This window comes from Litchfieldella anticariensis FP35 = DSM 16096 (genome assembly GCF_000409775.1).
GTDB lineage: Bacteria > Pseudomonadota > Gammaproteobacteria > Pseudomonadales > Halomonadaceae > Litchfieldella > Litchfieldella anticariensis.
On the sequence record NZ_KE332393.1, the window covers coordinates 66,171 to 85,939 of the forward strand.

Annotated in this window: 15 protein-coding genes; all 15 read right to left on the reverse strand. The window is 62.5% G+C overall.

Annotated elements, in window-relative coordinates; genetic code table 11:
- Window positions 1-20: 20 nt before the first annotated feature.
- The 15 genes from L861_RS18730 to L861_RS18805 all read right to left on the reverse strand — a co-directional run bounded on the left by L861_RS18730 (window position 21) and on the right by L861_RS18805 (window position 19,682).
- Entirely contained in the window at window positions 21-1,043 is a 1,023-nt protein-coding gene (locus L861_RS18730; protein WP_016418221.1) for a YhjD/YihY/BrkB family envelope integrity protein, read from the reverse strand.
- Window positions 1,036-4,587 (reverse strand): toxin VasX, encoded by a 3,552-nt coding sequence (locus L861_RS18735; protein WP_016418222.1) that lies wholly within the window; start codon window positions 4,585-4,587, stop codon window positions 1,036-1,038. Before L861_RS18735 ends, L861_RS18730 begins: the two co-directional genes overlap by 8 nt.
- Complete coding sequence (locus tag L861_RS18740) at window positions 4,584-5,543, reverse strand: DUF4123 domain-containing protein (RefSeq protein WP_016418223.1); 960 nt, start codon at window positions 5,541-5,543, stop codon at window positions 4,584-4,586. Before L861_RS18740 ends, L861_RS18735 begins: the two co-directional genes overlap by 4 nt.
- A gap of 2 nt (window positions 5,544-5,545) precedes the next feature.
- Window positions 5,546-7,618, reverse strand: coding sequence for a type VI secretion system Vgr family protein (locus L861_RS18745; protein WP_016418224.1), 2,073 nt, complete (start codon window positions 7,616-7,618; stop codon window positions 5,546-5,548).
- A 267-nt stretch (window positions 7,619-7,885) separates the two neighbouring features.
- Window positions 7,886-9,343, reverse strand: coding sequence for a pyruvate kinase (gene pyk / locus L861_RS18755; protein ID WP_016418226.1), 1,458 nt, complete (start codon window positions 9,341-9,343; stop codon window positions 7,886-7,888).
- Entirely contained in the window at window positions 9,340-10,650 is a 1,311-nt protein-coding gene (locus tag L861_RS18760) for a glycerate kinase type-2 family protein (protein ID WP_016418227.1), read from the reverse strand. Before L861_RS18760 ends, pyk begins: the two co-directional genes overlap by 4 nt.
- Window positions 10,651-10,944: 294 nt before the next feature.
- The gene (locus tag L861_RS18765; RefSeq protein WP_016418228.1) at window positions 10,945-11,829 is read right to left on the reverse strand and encodes a 2-hydroxy-3-oxopropionate reductase; all 885 of its coding nucleotides are present in this window, start codon (window positions 11,827-11,829) and stop codon (window positions 10,945-10,947) included.
- Window positions 11,830-12,017: 188 nt separating this feature from the next.
- The gene (hyi, locus tag L861_RS18770) at window positions 12,018-12,794 is read right to left on the reverse strand and encodes a hydroxypyruvate isomerase (protein ID WP_016418229.1); all 777 of its coding nucleotides are present in this window, start codon (window positions 12,792-12,794) and stop codon (window positions 12,018-12,020) included.
- A 48-nt stretch (window positions 12,795-12,842) separates the two neighbouring features.
- On the reverse strand, window positions 12,843-14,618 hold the full coding sequence (gene gcl, locus L861_RS18775; RefSeq protein ID WP_021029231.1) for a glyoxylate carboligase: 1,776 nt from the start codon (window positions 14,616-14,618) through the stop codon (window positions 12,843-12,845).
- Between the two features lie 281 nt (window positions 14,619-14,899).
- Window positions 14,900-15,388, reverse strand: a complete 489-nt coding sequence (locus L861_RS18780; RefSeq protein ID WP_027947568.1) for an ureidoglycolate lyase — start codon at window positions 15,386-15,388, stop codon at window positions 14,900-14,902.
- Window positions 15,389-15,556: 168 nt separating this feature from the next.
- Window positions 15,557-16,390 carry a bifunctional allantoicase/(S)-ureidoglycine aminohydrolase gene (locus L861_RS18785; RefSeq protein ID WP_016418232.1) on the reverse strand — a complete coding sequence of 278 codons (834 nt, stop codon included), beginning with the start codon at window positions 16,388-16,390 and terminating at the stop codon, window positions 15,557-15,559.
- Between the two features lie 416 nt (window positions 16,391-16,806).
- Entirely contained in the window at window positions 16,807-17,535 is a 729-nt protein-coding gene (locus L861_RS18790) for an amino acid ABC transporter ATP-binding protein (RefSeq protein WP_016418233.1), read from the reverse strand.
- Window positions 17,516-18,172, reverse strand: coding sequence for an amino acid ABC transporter permease (locus L861_RS18795; RefSeq protein ID WP_016418234.1), 657 nt, complete (start codon window positions 18,170-18,172; stop codon window positions 17,516-17,518). Before L861_RS18795 ends, L861_RS18790 begins: the two co-directional genes overlap by 20 nt.
- Window positions 18,169-18,846, reverse strand: coding sequence for an amino acid ABC transporter permease (locus L861_RS18800; protein WP_016418235.1), 678 nt, complete (start codon window positions 18,844-18,846; stop codon window positions 18,169-18,171). Before L861_RS18800 ends, L861_RS18795 begins: the two co-directional genes overlap by 4 nt.
- A gap of 8 nt (window positions 18,847-18,854) precedes the next feature.
- Complete coding sequence (locus L861_RS18805) at window positions 18,855-19,682, reverse strand: transporter substrate-binding domain-containing protein (RefSeq protein ID WP_016418236.1); 828 nt, start codon at window positions 19,680-19,682, stop codon at window positions 18,855-18,857.
- Window positions 19,683-19,769 lie beyond the last annotated feature (87 nt).

Below are 19,769 nucleotides of genomic sequence, written 5' to 3' on the forward strand. Positions count from 1 at the left end.
AACCGTAGGTAATCGGCGGCTCATCCCCGATAGAAGGCATTCAGCTTGTCCTGGTGTTCGCTGACGTGCCGCTCGTAGGTGGCATCGTCCATGTCCCGCCAGAAACGTGGATTACGCCCCGTACGCCGATCATGCGCGATGGTGGCCGGGTCGAGTGGGCGGTAGATCTCGAACACCGGAATCTCCGGCAATGGCTGGGAGGTGTCCATATAGCGCTGAACCATATCCCAGGCGGCGCGCTGCTCGACATGGCTGCTGGTGGCACCGAACATGCCCACCAGCGCCACATGGGCCTCCTCGCGGTAGTGCACCAGGCTGAGATTGAACTGTGGTAGGCCTTGAGGGCTGGGCGTCGACTGCAGGTAGCAGTCGAACTCGTCGAAGGGCAGTTCGTGGGCCACCTGCCAGGCAGTACGGCGTTTGGCGGGATTGGCGAACACGATCACCTTGCCGGTGCGACGGTTCAGCTCCCACATGGGGCCCGGTTGATAACCCGCGGCCCAATTGGGAAAGAGACGATAGATTAAGGTTGCCCCCCCCCAACACACTACACTTATAGCTAGCACGCTTAGAACCATTTCCCACCTAAAGGAAGAAATAAAGTTGGATAGAAAACTTCCAAGTCGTGCATTATTAGTATCTATCACTGCCAGCATAATTGCGGTTAAGAAAAAAACAGGAGTTACTAACAGAGCTCCTATTGTTCCCAAGCCACGAATAACACCAAAAAAGAAGTTCCGCTTGGTCTGGCTGGTATAACGCAGGCACTCCTCGTCCATCCGCAGCGGGTGCGTGGGACGGTCTTCCGGACGGACGCGATAATACGACTGGCTCTCGATCTCACGCAGTTCCTGGGGTGGCACCAGGCGGATGCCCCGCGACATCGGCGCCATATCCACGGTGGGCTGGCGATGCGGCAGCCGCTGGCCGCTGGCGGCCGCCAACCGGAAGCGCCGCGAGTGCTGGCATTGCTGGGAGCGCGTTCCCAGTGCCCGTTCGGCGGTATAGGCCTCGGCGGTGTAAGTGATCGGCTGCTCAGCCATGGGACTCCCTATCGTCTCGATGAGTGGTTTCATCGGCCCAGTAGGGCTGATCGGTACGCTCGAAATCGGGTTGCAGTGACTCGGCCACGCTCGGCGTTTCGGTGGGGCCCGGCGCCGGCAGCAGGCGCGGCAGCGCGTCGGAAGCGCTATGCGGTTGGCGCCACTGCACGCGCACGGCAAGCTCGCATCGCGTCCGGCGCTCGGCACGCCACCAATTCCCGGGCGTTACCTCGGGCGGTGGAAGCCACAGATAGTACTCGCGGCCATCGGTGGTGCTGCGCTCGAACAGCGGCGGAACCGGATCGCTCCAGCGGCGGCGCTCCTCCATCCATTGAGAGTAGCCATCCTTGCGGTACTCGTACTTGCGTTCGGTGACGATCTGGAAGCGCATCTTCGCCACCTGTTCCCAGCCCTCGGCCAGGCCGGGGATATTGCTCTTGACCACCACCCGGGTGTTGGCAAGGGGCCCCGGCACATTACACAAGGCGTTCTCGGCGGCAAGAGATTCGACATATCGCACCGGCGGGACCGTGCTCAGCACGCCGATTGCCGGACGCCGCGCCGAGTCGGCGGCCACCGATTCGGGTGTAGCCAAGCCGATGGCATCGATACGGATGCGGATACCGGCAAACAGGCTGACCAGGCGGTCGAAGGCGGCCGCCGGATCGCGCCGCCACGCATAGCGCTCGTTGGTGCCAAAGGGGCCCAGGCGCAGCCACTCTTCCAGTTCGTTGTCCATCAGCCATAGCGAGGCCAGCACCGCCGCCACCGACAGCCCCAGGGCGATCCAGCCCACTGGGCCCAGGCCCAGCCACAGCGGGCTGGTCTTGAACAGCGCCGTACCGGCCACCACGGCGGTACTTGCCGCTGCCACGCTGAGCGCGATACCCGCGCCCAGATTGCCATGCTGGAAACGTTGCCAGGCATCCACCGCCAGCAGGGCCGAGGTCAGCAGACCGGCCGCCACACCGACGAAATTGACCACGCTGATGACGCCCCTCAACTGCCCTCCGAGAGCAGAAAGCACTGTCGACTGCGAGCGCCTGAGGGCCTCGCCCAGCGGGAACTCGCGGCTGATGCCTCTGGTGCGCAGTGCATTGAGCCGATTATGGCGTTCACCATAGAATTCCAATACTTTAAAAGACGCGATAGTCAAGTCGAGGGCGGCACTACCAGCCCCGAAAGCACCTCTTGTAGTTTGGTTAAGCTCGTAGCTACTTAACTCCTGTCGAAGATTAAAAAACTCAAACACCACCAGCACATACGGCAAGCGGATCGCCTCGGTCGCCCGCCCCAGGTCCCGGGCGCGCTCGGCGTGTTGCCTCACCCGTCGCGATAACTGCGCCGCCTTGGCGTCGGGCTCGGCCACCAGCACGGTCAGGTTCTGATCGCCGATCGCGTTGGCCGCTCCCGCCAGGCCCATGGCGCGAGCCGGCGTCAGGCGCTCGGTCTCACTCAGGCCGTTGACGATGCCGCCTGCCGAGTCCTGCACGCCCAGGATCACCGCGTTCGCGGGAACTCCCGCCCGTTGCCTGGCCGTGACATCGCCCAGGAGTTCGGCCAGGCCGACCCGGGCCAGACGCTGGGCCGGTACCGCCAGCGCGGCGGTCGCCATCTGCTCGGACAGCGCCATGCCATACTCGGCGAAGCGCCCCATGATCAGGTCCACGGCATTGGCCCAGCGCTTGAGCTCGCCGCTCCAGGGAAATGCCGAGTCGTTGGCCAAGCCGGCAAGCAACGCGGTCTCCAGCAACTGTATGTCGTCGGTGGCGCCCGGTACCTCCAACTCGGCCTGCCCGGCCAGGGCCTTGAGGCGTACGCGGCCGTCGCCGGGGTTGTGTTCTTCCTCGGGCAAGCTCAGGGGGGCAGCCAGCGATGAGACGTCATCGCTGGGGAACAGCAGGGCATGCAGCGTGTAGCCGCTGCCTTCCTTGAGCACGTCGACCAGAAAGCGTTGCTCGGGGGAAGGTGTCGTCAGCGGCTCGGGATACAGGGCGTCGGCCTGCTCAGGAGCCACGCGCAGGGCCTCGAGCAGATCGGCCATCAGGGCATAGGCGCCGACATAGTCGTGCCCCTCCAGCGAGAACAGATCGGCCAGCAGCGCGGTCGTCTCGCGTGAAAGCAATAACCGGTGCAGGCGCGATTGGTAGGCGGCGAGTTGCGCGCGCCCCACCTCGCGTTGTGCACTGCGCAGGAGTCGCTGCAGTTCGCCGGTGTCGCTGAGGTCGGCACACTCGGCGAAGCGGTGCAGGTCGTTGGCGCCGCCGCCGCGGTGCTGGCGAGGCAGGATCGTCTGGTTGACCAGGGCCGCGCACTCGTAGAAGTCGTCCTGCGCGGCCAGGCCTGGGATGGCTTGCAGATATTGCAAGCTGGCCCGGCAACCGCTCAGGGCCTGGCGCAGCGCGAACAGCGGGTCGGCGATCAGCACCCCCGGGATACCGCGCGAGCTGGCATCGGTCAGGCAATCCTTGCCGCTCTCGCCTTGCCACAGGGTGTCGTCCGGGGAGGGCTCACCGGCGTCGTGGGCGCTCAGCGCGGTGAGGGCATCGATACGTGCCTTGGCGTTGAGGTACAGCAGCGAGTCGGGATCGCGGGCTTCCTGCGCATATTGCACGGCGCGTTGGGCATCGCCGAACGCGTGGCCTTCGTTCCAAGCCTGATCGGCGAGTTGCGGCAGGTACTCACCGGCCAGGTCCCGGGTGACCCGCTCCGGGCGCGCCACTTGCTGTTCGACGAAGGGTACCCGCAGGCGTTGGGGTTCCTCCTGGGAGAGCGAATATAACCTGCCCAGGGAGGCGTAGTCGTTGGTCGAGGAGAGGTTGAGGGTGTGACAGCGCGTGCGGCAGGCACGACTGTCGTCCAGCAGGTAGTTGAGGCGCGCCGCCGACCATTGCACTTCGGAGAACGCGATCTCCACGGTGCCGTTGAGATAGCGCTCACGCTCCCGGTGGGGCAGCCATACTTCCGCCAGGGCGACCCCGGCCGCCGGCCGGCGGTCGTCCTGGTAACGCTCGTCGTCACCGCGGTGGGCCGCGAGGTCGATATCGCGAAATTCGAGCTGTCCCGTATCGGCGTTGGCGGTGACTTCGATCTCGCGCCATAACGCTTCGCGATAGAACAGGTAGAGGTAGCCGGAGCGCAGTGGCAAGGCGTGGCGCTCATTGCCTTCGACAGCGTGCCAGAGCGCCATGGGCATCACCGGCTGGACGATATTGTCCTGATAGCGCTCCTGTCGCGACGATTCCCAGAGACTCTCGAACAATGGCAAGCGAATCGGCTCACCGGATTCGCTGGCGATCTCCAGATGGATGTCGACCGGCCGTGTGCCTTCCCAGCGCCATTTGTGCAGTACGCTGTTTGGTGCCGGCAGGGATTCCAGGCCCTCTTTCGCCGGTTCGCGGATATAGCCCCCTCGATAGCGATCGAACAGGACGATGTTCTGCCCTTCGGGGTGCGCCTTGCCCATGACCTGCACGAACAGCGTCTTGGGCTCACAAGCGGGGCCGGCCTCGCTCAGCGGTCCATGGCGTATCTCGTCGCTCATTCCTTGTCTCCTGCGAATGTCCCCAGCAACGCCAGCACGTCGGTACCAGCGTCATCGGCCTTGTCCCGTGACGTGTCACCGTCCTCGTTCCATCGATCGGCTGGCAGACTCGCCTTCTTGCTCTCGATATGCCGTTGCAAGCGTGCCAGGCGCCTCTCGGCAGGCGTGTCGACAATGCCCTCGGGCCATGTGGCCTCGGGGGCCTCGAAACGCCACGTCAGGTAGTCGGGCCACTGCTCGCGCGGCAATGCCAGGCGCTCGGCTTCCTCGCAAGCCGTGACGAAGAGGCGGGCTTGCTCCCGCGAGTCTTCCCGCAGCCCGTGACGCTCGACTCGTTGCCGCCACAGCGGCCAGCGGGTCGCGTAGCGCTCCATGGCGGTTTCTTGCGCCGGCGCCAGGCCCAGTGGCATCTCGTCGTCCGGCACGGCCAGCGACGTGGGTGCGTCCGTCGCGGACAGGGCGTACCACTGCGCGCCCACCTCGGCCCGCTGTTCGAAGGTACCGCCGTGCCAAACCACCCGCTGCAGCGGTCCCAGCCAAGCACTGTCCGAGACGGCATGCGAGAACAGGTGGGCGGCGATCCATGGGTCGTAGAAGCGCAACAGGCCCCGGCGCTGGCCATAGAAGCGGGTTTCCAGGCGTGAGCGCAGGTGGGCGACCACCTCGGCCGTTGAGGCCTGGCTGGTAACGATCACGCCACGCAGCGGGGCTTCTCCATGCCCATTGACGAAGGTCTGCCAGAGGGGTGGCAGCGCATCGCTGACCCGTACCAAAAGCGGACTCTGCGCGAGGCAATCGGCATAGCGGGTGCGCGCGTACAGCGGCACGTACTGGGGAGCCTCCTCGAGTTCGTAGAGCCGTTTCAGCGTATCGGGCAACCGGTCGAGCACTAGCCAGCAAGGGAGGTCGCCGGACAGCAGGGGGGCAAGTTCGGGCGCATGGTAGAGGGTCGGCATCCTTAACCCTCCCCGCAGGGGCAGCGTTCACCCAGTGGACAGGCGCTACCATCGGCGGGCTTCTGGCACGCTTCGATGATCGGCGAGCGGACCGCTGCTGCCTGTTCGAGGCGATGGCCGGTAACGCCGGGCAACGCGGGCGCTTCCGGTGCCACATGACCTGGTAGCATGGCCGCCTGCGCTGCCTGCCCGGCTCCGCGGCCTGGGCTGCCGCCACTGTTGATCTTGACACTGGGACCGACGATGGTCACGCCGCTGGGGTCGAGCTTGACAAAGCTGCCGCCAGCCTGGATCGTGAGCTCGGCGCCGGCGTCGAGGACGACCTTGTGGCCGGCCTTGACGTGGACTTCCTCGCCGGCCTCGGCCAGCAGTGCCTGGCCATAGTGGCGGTGAGCCGTGCCGCCGATTCGGGCATGATCGTCGCCCTCTATTTGGCGGTGCTGCTGCCCGTGCACGGTCAGATGGTCGTCATGATCCACCTCGGCGATGCGATCGTGATGGACCTTGAGGTGGCTGTCGTGGCGGATCTCCTCGCGACGATCGTTCAGGGTCAGGAAGTTGAGGTCCTTCTGGGCGTGGATCCAGATTTCCTCCCCACCGTTCTTGTCTTCCAGACGAATTTCATTAAAGCCTTGACTTTTATGAGATTTCGAGCGGATGATGGTGCGTGTCTTGTGCTCGGGCAGCGCGTAGGGCGGGAGGTTGACGGCATGGTAGGTGCGGCCGGTGATGATCGGTTGGTCGGGGTCTGCGTCCAAATGCGATACGATCACCTCATGGCCAATTCGCGGAATCGCCATCATCCCGTAGCCGCCCCCCGCCCAGCCCTGGCTGACACGTAGCCAGGCACTGGCGGTGCCTTCGCGGTTCCACGGGAACAGCACCCTCACGCGGCCGTACTCATCGACATGGATCTCCTCGCCTTCGGGGCCGACCACGTGAGCCACCTGGGGGCCATCGACACGCGGCCGGGGCCGAGGCTCGGGCCGCCAGGTGCGGTCGCCCGGCATCATGATCAGTTCGTTGCTCAGGCGCGTCGTGTCGTGACCTGCCGCCGTTACGGCGTCCTCTTCCACGGCCTGGGGCTGGGTGCCGGTGTGCGTCACCTCGACCACCTGCCAGTCGGTGTTGTACTCGTCGACATCATGACCCGTCAGAAGAAAGCGGTGCCCCGGTAGCAGGTCGGGAAGGTTGCTGTCGGCTTCGGCGATATAGGCGTCGCGGCGCAGTGCTTCGAGGCGCACACGGGTAAACGGCTTTCCCGAGACGTCGGCCTTGTAGCGGCCAGGGGCATCGTAATGCTCGTACACACTGCGCTGGGCGTGCTCGTCGAGCCCGTCGGCCTGGTACTCGTGCAACTGGGCGTAAGCGGGGTTCTTGAAGGTGTAGTCCTTGAGCACGGCCGAGGACGGGGCCACCGTGGATGCCTGGCGCATGCGATAGAGATAGCGCGCGTCGGGAATGGAACCACCGGCCCGGGCGTGATAGCGTTTGGCGCCAAGGTGGCGCAGCAGTTGGGCATCGTCGGCAAACACCAGCCGCTCGCCTCTCGCGGCCGTTTCGAAGTAGAAGAAAATCCCCTCTTCCGCCGCCAGGCGCTTGACGAAATCCAGATCGCTTTCACGATACTGCGTCAGGTATTCGCGCGTCTCGGGTTCTCGTTTGACGGCGAACGCTACCTCGGTAATGCCGTGTTCTTCACAGAGGGTCTGGATGACCCCCAACGGCGGAGCGTTCTCGAAGATACGTGAGTTGTGGCGCAGCGACAGGCGCCACAGCGCCGGGCGAATCACGATATCGTAGCCCGTACGGCGGTGGCCGGTGTCACCCCGCACGAAGCGGGCCACGACGCCCTTGACGTGACGCACGACCTCGCCATGCTGCCATATCGTGAGCGTGGCACTGCTCTCCAGCCAATCGCGGGAGGTCAGGCCGCCATCGCGGCTGGCGAAGGTGACCTTCAGTTCGAACGGCTCGGACAGCGCCTCCTCGAGGATGAATTCGGTAACCGCCAGGTCGAGATCGTCCCGTTCGGCGAGTTGAAGGGTGAACTGCAGGCCAGTGTGGTTGGCCATGGGGCATGCCTCCCTGCGTAATGAACTCCCTGAATCAGTGCCCCTCCATCGAGTGCCTTATGTCTGGCATGCACCGATGGCTGCTCAAGGTGTCTGTTATGGAACACGCTTATTTAGTGTTTTTGAAAGGCGATGAGCATAACAATCGCTATATGGAATGTCTGTGGCAAATCACTGACAAGTATGTAAGAGATATCTTACAAATCACGGCCTCTTTCACAGCTCGAGAGTTAGCTTAGGTAACGCCACCTTTGCGGTAACGACCCTCTAACGCACCTCGAGAATCTTCAGCGTATTGGTGCCGCCGTGGGCGTTCATGTGATCACCTCGAGTAAGAATGACGTGATCACCGGGCTTGGCGATACCCCGCTCGGTCAGTACCTTCAGCGCTGCCACATTGAGCTCGGTCGGATTCATGTCGGCCGTATCGAACAATAGCGACACCACGCCGCGGTACAACGCCATGCGCCGTTGGGCGATGGGGCTGTGGGCCAGGCCGACGATCGGCAGCCCCGAGCGGATGCGCGAGGCGATCAGCGGCGTGTAGCCGGTGGCGGTCATGCAGGCGATCGCCGCCACGCCCTCAAGGTGGTTGGCGGCGTACATTGCCGACAGTGCCACCGTCTCGTCGATCTTCGAGAAGCCTTCGTGGATGCGGTGGCCCGACTCCTGGGCGATGCGCTCGCGCTCGGCCCCCAGGCACAGGCGATGCATGGCCTCGATGGTTTCCACCGGGTAATCGCCGGCGGCGGTCTCGGCGGAGAGCATCACCGCATCGGTGCCGTCGAGTACCGCGTTGGCGACATCGAACACCTCGGCGCGGGTTGGCAGCGGGGCGGTGATCATCGACTCCATCATTTGCGTCGCGGTGATCACCGCACGGTTCAGGGTGCGGGCGCGCTTGATCAGGCGCTTCTGCACGCCGATCAGCTGGGCATCGCCGATCTCCACGCCGAGGTCGCCGCGTGCCACCATCACCGCCTCGCTGGCCTCGATGATGCCGTCCAGGGTGGCGTCGTCGGCCACCGCCTCGGCGCGTTCGACCTTGGCCACCAGGCCGATCTCGGCGCCGGCTTCACCGAGCAGGGCACGGGCTTCCTGCATGTCGGCGGCCGAGCGCGGGAAGGACACGGCGAGGTAATCGACGCCAATGTCGACGGCGGTCTTGAGGTCGGCCTTGTCCTTGTCGGTGAGCGCCGCAGCGGAGAGCCCGCCACCTTGCTTGTTGATACCCTTGTTGTTGGACAGCTTGCCGCCCACCACCACGTGGGTATGGACCTCGGGGCCGGTGACTCGCTCGACCTCGAGCACCAGGCGGCCATCGTCGAGCAGCAGGCGGTCGCCGGCGACGACGTCGTCGACCAACTGCTTGTAGTCGCAACCCACGCGTGCCGCATCGCCGGCCTCACCGTCGAGCGCCATGTCGAGGACGAAGGCCTGGCCCTCCTCGAGGCGCACGGCGCCGTCGCGGAAGCGGGCGATGCGGATCTTGGGGCCCTGCAGGTCGCCGAGCGCGGCGACGCTCTTACCCAGGCGGTCGGCGATCTCGCGGACCCGGGCCAGGCGGCGGCGATGATCGTCGGGCGAGCCGTGGGAAAAGTTCAAGCGCACCACGTCGACCCCGGCTTCGATCATGGCCTCGAGCACTCCCTCGCGGTCGCTGGCCGGGCCCAGGGTGGCGACGATCTTGGTACGGCGGATGGGAGTGGATGTCGCAGCGTTCATGAAATCCTCGGCAGCACCAGAATGGCGCGGAAATCGTTGACGTTGGTTCGTGTTGGCCCGGTGACGATCAGGTCATCGAGTTCAGCGAAGAAGCTGTAGGCATCGTTGCGCGCCAGGTAGTCGGCGGGCGACAGTCGCGCCGTCCGGGCATGTACCCAGCATTCGGGGCCAATCAAGGCGCCGGCGTTGTCCTCGGAGCCGTCGATACCATCCGTGTCGATGGCCAAGGCATAGATGCCCTCGGCCCCCTTGAGCGTCTCGAACAGTCCCAGCAGATATTCGACATTGCGACCACCACGACCGTCGCCTCGCACGGTGACGCTGGTCTCGCCGCCGGAAAGGATTAGTAACGGCCGCTCGATCTCGCCTTGGGCGACAAGTGCCATGCGCGCTTGAGCCCGGCCGAGATCACGGGCTTCCCCTTCCAGATCATCGCCGAGAACACGCACCTCGAGGCCACGACACTTGGCGCTCTCGCGGGCCGCTTGCAGAGCATCGTGGGCTCGCGCCAATACGGCCGCTTCGTCACGAGCGAAACCAGGATCATCGCGGCGTGGTGCGCTGCTATCGGCGATCAGATGCCGGCGTACACTATCGGGAATATCAATACCGTAGCGCTCGAGAATCGCCAAGGCATCCATCGGAGTCGAGTCGTCGGGCAGAGTCGGGCCGGAAGCGATCAGGGTGGGATCGTCGCCCGGCACGTCGGATATCAAGTAGGTCACCACCTGTGCCGGATGCGCGCAGGCCGCCAGACGCCCACCCTTGATTGCCGACAGGTGACGACGCACGGTATTGATCTCGCGGATCGGTGCGCCACAGCGCAACAGGGCCTTGTTGAGGGCTTGTTTCTGATGCAGTGTCAGGCCGGGTGCCGGCAGGCTCATCAGAGCCGAACCACCTCCGGAGATCAATGCGATCACCAGATCGTCCGGCCCCAGGTCACGTACGATATCGAGCATGCGCCGGGCAGCTTGCTCACCAAGCTCATCGGGCATTGGATGCGACGCTTCAAGCACCTCGATATGTCGACAGGTTTCGCCGTGACCATAGCGGGTCACCACCAAACCGGACAACTCGGCTTGCGGATAATGTCGCTGCCAGGCCGTTTCCAAGGCATGTGCCATGGCCGCAGCAGCCTTGCCAGCGCCAACCACCACGGTGCGCCCGGCCGGCGGCTCGGGCAAGCGGTTGGGCAGCAGGGTATCGGGATGCACAGCGGCCACCACCGTCTGGGCCAGACGCGTCAGCCACTGGCGAGTGGCTGCCTCGCTGTCGAAGGGGGCGAAGGGAGCTGGGGCATTCATCGATGAACTCCTTTACGAATGGCGCCACAGGCGACGGAGCGATGAGCAAAAGACCGGCGACAGAAAATGATACACACAGGGGAACCTGCCACCGGGACAAGGCCACAGGGAAAGGGCACTAGCCTCTCGCGCTGCCGCGGAAAGGGCTAAAGCGACTCATCCGTGGCGTTGGCAGGCGACGACCCGACGCCTGCCGACTCAGGGGAAGCCGGTCGCCTTCACATCCGACCGGCTCCAGGGGGTTCGTTCATGCGAGTCTGGTGGAGAGGACGCTTGGCGCCCCCTCCTGGCTTATTAGCCGACTTCGTGACCGGCAAGCTTCTCCAGTGCACGCAGAATACCGGCGTGATCCCAGTCCTCGCCGCCATTCGCGGCACAGGCCTGGAACAGCTGCTGGGCGTTGGCAGTGCCCGGCAGTGCCAGATTGAGGCTGCGCGCACCTTCCAGAGCCAGGTTGAGATCCTTCTGGTGCAAGCGAATGCGGAAGCCCGGGTCGAAGGTACGCTTGATCATGCGTTCGCCGTGTACGTCGAGGATTTTCGACTGCGCCAGGCCACCGAGCAGCGATTCACGCACCTTGGCCACGTCTGCGCCAGCCTTGGAGGCAAACAGCAGGCCCTCAGCCACTGCCTCGATGGTCAGGGCAACGACGATCTGGTTGGCCACCTTGCAGGTCTGGCCATCGCCATGGCCACCGATATGGGTAATGGTCTTGCCCATCACGTCGAGAATCGGTTTGGCACGCTCGAAGCCTTGCTCGGTGGCACCGACCATGATGGTCAGGGCGGCATTGATGGCTCCGCCTTCACCGCCGGATACCGGAGCATCGACGTACTCACCACCGGCATCGGTGATGCGCTTGGCGAATTCCTGGGTCGCCAACGGGGCGATGGAACTCATGTCGATGACCAGGGTGCCGGGCTGCAAACCCTCGATCACCCCGCCTTCGCCGAACAGCACTTCTTCCACGTCAGGGGTGTCCGGCACCATGGTGATGACCACTTCGGAGGCCTCAGCCACCGCCTTGGGATTGGCCACGGCCTTGGCACCCTTGTCGGCCAGCTCGGCGGGCAGTGGCTTGCGATGCTCAACGGTGACGATCTCGTGGCCGGCATCCAGCAAATGGCCGGCCATGGGCCGGCCCATGATGCCCAGGCCGATGAAACCTATCTTGCTCATGATCTCTCTCCTTCTCGAACTGTCATGGTCATGGTGATTTCTGACTTAGCGTTCATTTCCAAACACCCGATGAGATGAGCGTCAAGGCAAAGCGAAGCGAGGGTCATTTGCCAGGGATGGGGTCACAGTGCCCTCGCGTAGGCTTGCCGCCGGAACAGCTCATCGCTTGCCGAGCGCCGTACGTCCTGTCAGCGCACGCCATCCAACCAGCCTAGCCCTTCGCGGGTGGTGGTCTTGGGCTTGTATTCGCAACCGACCCAACCGTCATAGCCGAGGCGATCGAGATGGGCGAACAGGAACGGGTAGTTGATCTCACCGGTGCCTGGCTCATGACGTCCCGGGTTGTCGGCGATCTGCACATGGGCAATGCGCGCCAGATGCTTCTCGATCGTCGGGGCCAGATCCCCTTCCATGATCTGCATGTGATAAACGTCGTACTGCAGCTTCAGGTTGTCACTGCCTACGGCATCGAATAGTGCCAGCGCTTGCTCGGTACGATTGAGAAAGAAGCCGGGAATGTCGCGGATATTGATCGGCTCGGCGAGCAGCAGGATGTTTTCATGCGACAGCTTGTCGGCAGCGAAACGCAGGTTGTCGATCAAGGTTTCGCGGGCCTGGTCGTGGCTGACGCCCTCCGGCTGGATGCCTGCCAGGCAGTTGACCTGCTTGCAGCCCAGCACGGTGGCATATTCGATAGCCTGATCGACTCCCTCACGGAATTCGCTGACCCGCCCCGGGTGACAGGCAATGCCACGCTCTCCAGCCCCCCAATCACCAGCCGGCAGGTTGTGCAGCACTTGTGTCAGACCATGAGCGTCAAGTCGATCCTTGAGCTCTTCCGGCCGATAGTCGTAAGGAAAGAGGTATTCGACACCGGTGAAGCTAGCCTCCGCAGCGGCCTGGAAGCGGTCGAGAAACGCCTCTTCGGTGAACAGCATGCTGAGATTGGCGGCAAATTTAGGCATGGTCCGCTCCTTGTCGTGTTGCTTGTCTTTTGCTCATGTGGCCTTTTGTCAGGTCAACGACGCAATCGAGGTCGGTGCATCGGTAACGTTCTCGGCCAGTTCCTCGAACTCGTTGACGCCGTCGAGGTCGGTGCCCATCGAGATATTGGTGACACGCTCGAGAATGATCTCGACCACTACTGGCACCTGGTGCTCGCGCATCAACTCGCGTGCTTCACCGAAAGCAGCCGCGATGTCCTCAGGCCGCGTGACACGCAACGCCTTGCAACCCAGCCCTTCCACTACCGAGACATGGTCGACACCGTACTCATTGATTTCCGGGCAGTTGATGTTCTCGAATGAGAGCTGCACGCAGTAGTCCATATCAAAACCGCGTTGGGCCTGGCGAATCAGCCCCAAGTAAGAGTTGTTCACCAGTACATGTAAGTATGGCAGCTTGAACTGAGCGCCGGCGGCCAATTCCTCGACCATGAACTGGAAGTCGTAGTCACCGGACAGCGCCACAATCTCGGCATCCGGGTCGGCCTTGCGTACCCCCAACGCCGCCGGAATCGTCCAACCAAGAGGCCCCGCCTGGCCACAGTTGATCCAGTGGCGTGGATGGTAGACGTGCAGGAACTGTGCGCCGGCGATCTGCGACAAGCCAATGGTGCTGACGTAGCGGGTATTTCTGCCGAACGCCTTGTTCATCTCCTCGTAAACACGCTGCGGCTTGACCGGCTTGTTGTCGAAGTGGGTCTTGCGCAGCAGGGTGCGCTTGCGTTCTCTGCATTCCTCGACCCAGGCACTGCGATCCTTGAGCCGCCCATCGGCTTTCCACGCCTTGGCCACCTCGACGAACAACGACAGTGCCGCCCCGGCATCGGAAACGATGCCGTAGTCGGGGCCGAACACGCGCCCGATCTGGGTCGGCTCGATATCGACATGAACGAACTTGCGGCCCTTGGTATAGGTCTCCACCGAGCCGGTATGACGGTTGGCCCAGCGATTACCGATACCCAGCACGAAGTCCGAGGCCAGCATCGTCGCGTTGCCGTAACGATGCGAGGTCTGCAAACCGACCATACCGGCCATCAGCGGATGATCGTCGGGGATGGTGCCCCAACCCATTAAAGTGGGGATGACCGGCACGCCAGTGATCTCGGCGAATTCGGTCAGCAACTCGCTGGCATCGGCATTGATGATCCCTCCACCGGCGACGATCAATGGCTTGTCGGCGGCATTGAGCATGTCCAGCGCTTTCTCGATTTGCGCTCGACTTGCCGCTGGCTTGTAGGCCGGCAGCGGCTCGTAGGTGTCCGGATCGAACTCGATTTCACTGAGCTGCACGTCGAGCGGCAAGTCGATCAATACCGGCCCGGGGCGGCTCGAGCGCATCAGGTGGAAAGCCTGCTGGAAGGCACGCGGCACCTGGGCCGGCTCCAGCACGGTGACGGCCCACTTGGTGACCGGGCCAGCGATGGCCTGGATATCCACCGCCTGGAAGTCTTCCTTGTGCAGGCGCGCACGCGGCGCCTGACCGGTGATGCACAGGATCGGGATGGAATCGCCGGAGGCAGAATAGAGCCCGGTGATCATATCGGTTCCGGCGGGGCCGGAAGTGCCGATGCATACTCCGATATTGCCAGCCTTGGTGCGTGTATACCCTTCGGCCATGTGTGAAGCGCCCTCGACGTGGCGCGCCAGCACGTGATCGACACCGCCGACTTTGCGCATAGCGGCATAGAAGGGATTGATGGCGGCGCCAGGCACGCCGAAGGCGACATCGATGCCCTCTTTCTTCAGGACGTGAACGGCGGCTTCTGCTGCGGTCATTCTGGCCACGACGATACCTCCTCGGTGACGTGATCATTATTCTTGTATCCAAAACTAGGCCGCTCACAGCAAGCTGTCAATATTTTATGGAAAATATTTCCAATAACAAAATCGAATACACGAAACCACCTCCCTTTTCAGTGAGATAGCCGCGCAAGGGCAGGTGAAGCGGGATGACAACGCTTTGTCACAAGGAGCGTTCAACACTCAGCAACGCCAAAAGGCCAACAGCGATACTGTTGGCCAGATAGAAGAAAGAGCTTATGGAAATATCGGCAGACGCCGTCGGTTCAGTCCAGCGTGACTCGCACGTTGAGCGGGTACTCGTCGCAGTTGCTGCCCCGGCCACCGCGATCGACGACCAGGAACTCACCTTCACGCTCGAGCACCGACTGGATGGCATGCCAGGTACCAGCGCGATAGTTCACGCCCTGGCGGCCATCGGTGACGAAGGCACGCACATCGTTTGTATCTATTTCATCCCCCGGTGGTGCGACGACCACCAGGAAGCGCTCTTCGTGCAATGGCATGAACGCTTGACTACCCTGCGGGTGGCGCTCGAGAAAGTCGAGTTCTAGTGGCACATCGACCGGCTGGCTGACGAAGATGCTGATCAGTGCTCGCGCTTCCTCGCCTAGGGTCTCGACCTTGGCCAGGTCGTGGTAACGCCGGGTCCGCCCGGCGTTGATCGGGAAGTAATCGGCGCCGCGCGTATCGATCACGTCACCAAAAGGCGCGAAGGCCTCCGGCGTCAGCGGCTCGGCTTTCAATTCCAACATGTCGTTGTCCTTCAGCAGGCCTATTGCCATTGCCTCAGCGGTGGGGCTGATTCGGGAGCAGGTCTGCGAGGAGGCGCTGTGAACCCATCCCTGGGCGCTACCGATGCCATCCATGGCATCGGACCTCCTCTTCGGCCTGCCCCCGATACCCCTGGCGGCGCCGTTCTTTCAGCGGGCGCCCAGACGCAGAGCCGCATGGCGGTTGACATCTTTATACAGCAGATAGCGGAACGGTCCCGGGCCACCGGCGTAGCAAGCCTGCGGGCAGAAAGCGCGCAGCCACATGAAGTCACCGGCTTCCACTTCGACCCAATCCTGGTTGAGGTGGTAAACCGCCTTGCCTTCCAGCACGTACAAGCCGTGTTCCATGACGTGTGTCTCGTCGAACGGAATCACCCCGCCGGGCTGGAAGGTGACGATGTTAACGTGCATGTCATGTCGTACATCCTGCGGATCGACGAAGCGTGTGGTAGCCCAGCGCTCTTCTGTGTCCGGCATGGGGGTGGGCTCGATATCGTTCTCGTTGGTGACGAAGGCCTCTGGCACCTCGATCCCTTCGACGAACTCGTAGGCCTTGCGCACCCAGTGGAAGCGCACCGGGGCGTCCGACTCATTATGCACCTGCCAGTGGCTGCCCGGCGGAATGAAGGCATAGCCGCCCGGCAGCATGTGGTGGCGTTCACCGGCCAGCGTCAGGGAGAGCTCGCCTTCGACCACGAACAGCACGCCTTCTGCCGCGGGGTCGAGTTCCGGCTTCTCGCTACCACCACCCGGCGATATCTCGACGATGTACTGCGAGAAGGTCTCGGCGAAGCCGGACAACGGGCGGGCCAGCACCCACAAACGGGTCTTGTCCCAGAACGGCAGGTTGCTGGTCACGATATCGCGCAACACACCTTTGGGGATCACCGCATAGGCCTCGGTGAATACCGCGCGATCCGACAACAGTTGGGTTTGAGGGGGGTGCCCACCCTGGGGTGCATAGTAGTTTCGGCTGGCCATCATTCGTCCTTTCATCAAGCTTCTTATAAATATGGAATCTATTTTCAGATTAGCTTCCGATCAGCAGCAAAGCAAGCTCACGAACATATCGTATACAAAAACTCATAAAAATGAATCCACCCGTAGCCTAAAGCATAGGATAGGAGATAGAGGATGGGCGAGCCCGCTCCACATCCCCCGGAATGCGGGACGGACTCATCGGTTTCAAGGAAGTGCTGAATGAACCGACGAGCATGCTCAAGCGCAAGGCGCACGGAGCACAGAACCGAGCGCAGCGACAAACATCCGAAGGATGGCCCCGAAGGGGCGAGAAACCGCAGGTTTCGAGTCAACCGGAGCCTATGGGGTATAGGTGAGGCTTCCGAGCACCGCGCAACGCAGCGATTGAGCGGCGCAGACATTTATTCAGTGTTTCCTTAAAGTACTGCCGAGATAAACTGCTTTAGTTCAGGAGTGCTGGGATGGTTAAACAGCGTCTTGGGATCGCCCTGTTCGTGAATGCGCCCGTGATGCATGAAGACGACTCGATCGGCCACGTCGTGCGCGAACTTCATCTCGTGGGTCACCAGGATCAGGGTCATGCCCTCCTCGGCGAGGGCTTCCAGCACACGGAGCACCTCACCTACCAGTTCCGGGTCCAGTGCCGAGGTGACTTCGTCACACAGCAAGACCTTGGGCTTCATGGCCAAGGCCCGGGCGATGGCGACACGCTGCTGCTGGCCACCGGAAAGCTGCGCAGGGTAAGCGTCGAACTTCTCCAACATGCCGACCTTGTCGAGCACTTCCCGGGCCACGCGCGCTGCCTCCAGCTTGTCCACGCCACGCACGACGACAGGCGCCAGCATCACGTTCTCCCCCACGGTCTTGTGGGGGAACAGGTTGAAACTCTGGAAGACCATACCGACATTGCGGCTCAGGTCGCTTGGCGCCATGGCATCGGCATCGAGTCGCTGGCCCGCGATTTCGATATCGCCACCATCATGCTGTTCGAGCTGGTTCAGACAACGCAGCAACGTGCTCTTGCCTGAGCCACTGCGTCCGATAATGGCGACCACCTCGCCGGGAGCAACGTCCAGGTCGACCCCTTTGAGCACTTCCAGGTCACCGAAGGATTTATGCAGGTCCTTAACGCATACCAGCGTCATAGAGGCGTCTCTCCAGGTAGCGTGAATAGCGGGAAAGGGGATAGCACAGTGCGAAATAGATCAGGGCCACCAGCGCGAAGATGGTGAAGGGGGCGAACGTGGCGTTGTTGAGCATGGTCCCGGCCTTGGTCAACTCGACGAAGCCGATCACCGATGCCAGCGCCGTGCCCTTGATAACCTGCACCGAGAAGCCAACCGTGGGTGGTACCGACAGCCGCAACGCCTGAGGCAGAATCACATGACGCATCGTCTGCAGATAATCCATCCCCAGAACGCGGGAGGCATGCCACTGACCTCGCGGAACCGCCTCGAGACAGCCCCGCCAGATGTCACAGAGAAAAGCGCTGGTGAACAGCGTCAGCGCGATGGAGGCGGCAGCCCAGGCCGAAACATTGAATCCCAGAGCCGCGGTACCGAAGTAGGCCAGAAACAGTTGCATCAGCAAGGGCGTGCCCTGGAAGACGTCCACGTAAATACCGATCATGACCTTTAGCAATCTGTTGCCGGACAGTCGCAGTACGGTGAACAGCAAGCCAAGCGATGCGCCACCGATGAAGGCGATCAGCGACAATACAATAGTCCAGCGGGCCGCCAGCAGCAGGTTGCGCACGATATCCCATAGCGTGAACTCGATCATGCCAGCCCCCCTTGCCGAAAGGCGAACAACCGACGACCGACCAGCAGGAAGAGCTGACGCATGCCCACCGCCAGCAGTAGATAGACGAGCGTCACCAGCAGATACGCCTCGAAGCTGCGGAAGTTACGCGACTGGATGAAGTTCGCCGCAAAGGTCAGGTCGAACACCGAGATCTGCGAAACCACCGCCGAACCGAGCATGACGATGATGCATTGGCTGGTCAGCGCGGGATAGATGCGCGCGAAGGCCGGCACCAGCACCACATGCCGATAACTTTGGAGTTTCGACATGCCCAAGGTGCGGGCCGCCTCGAGTTGCCCCCGTCCGGTGGCCTCGATCCCGGCACGCAGGATCTCCGCAGTGTACGCCGCCAGGTTCAACGTCATGGCCAGAAATGCCGCGGTGATCGCGTCGATCTTGATGCCGAATGCCGGTAGGCCAAAGAAAATGAAGAACAATTGCACGATGAAGGGCGTGTTACGCGTCAGCTCGACATAGCCTCCCAGGATCCGGCGTACCCAGGTGGCGGCATGCACTTTCAGATACGCCACGACGATGGCCAGCATCAATCCGGAAAGGGTAGTCACCACGGTCAGTACGACCGTGGTGACCAGCCCTCTCGCCAGCTCACCGGCATAGGGCGACAACGCGAGGAAGTCCAGAGTCAGCCCCATGTTCGACCTCACATGCCGAAGTTATCGGGCAGGCTGGCATGCAGCCACTTCTGGGAGAGCGACTCGAGGGTGCCATCATCCAAGGCCTGGGCGACCAGTTCATTGACCTTCGCCATCAGCGCCGGTTCTTCCTTGTTCATGCCGACGTAGCAGGGAGAGTCTTTGAGCTGATAGATCAAGGTTGGTGCGCGGTCGCTGTAGCGCTCGGCGATCTCGGCGGCCACCAGGTTGCCGGTGGCAATGTAGTCGACTTGCCCCGAGAGGAAAGCGGCAATGGTGGTGGCATTGTCCTCGAAACGATTGATCGTCGTGTCGGCGGGCGCGATGTCGCTGAGCTCCATGTCCTCGACGGAACCCCGGGTCACGCCGATGGTCATGCCAGCGAGCTCGTCCACCGAGCCCAACCGTGCCGCCTCATCCGTGCCGAACAAACCGAGGAAGAAGGGTGCATAGGCAGAGGAGAAGTCGATCATGGCCTCGCGCTCCGGATTCTTGCCCAGGCTCGAGATCACCAGATCCACTTGGCGGGTCTGCAGGAAGGGAATGCGGTTGGCACTGGTCACGGTCACCAATTCCAACTCGACCCCCATCCCCTCGGCCAAGTAGTTTGCCATGTCGATATCGTAACCACGCGGCTGCAGGTCGGTGCCCACCAAGCCGAATGGCGGGAAATCCTGGGGCACGGCGACTCGTAAGGTGCCGCGCTGTTCGATCTCGGACAAGGCATCGGCCTGGGCCGGCTGACTGACGACAGTAGCACCCAAGCCCGCCACAGCGAACAGGCCAGCGGCGAGAATCCCTTTCATGCTCTTGAAACCACGATCCAGATATCTCATTGATTGTTCTCCTGGTGGGATCAACTGCTCTGCTTATATAGCTATAGCTTTATATACGCGAATTGCGAAACTAACGTCTCAACGGTG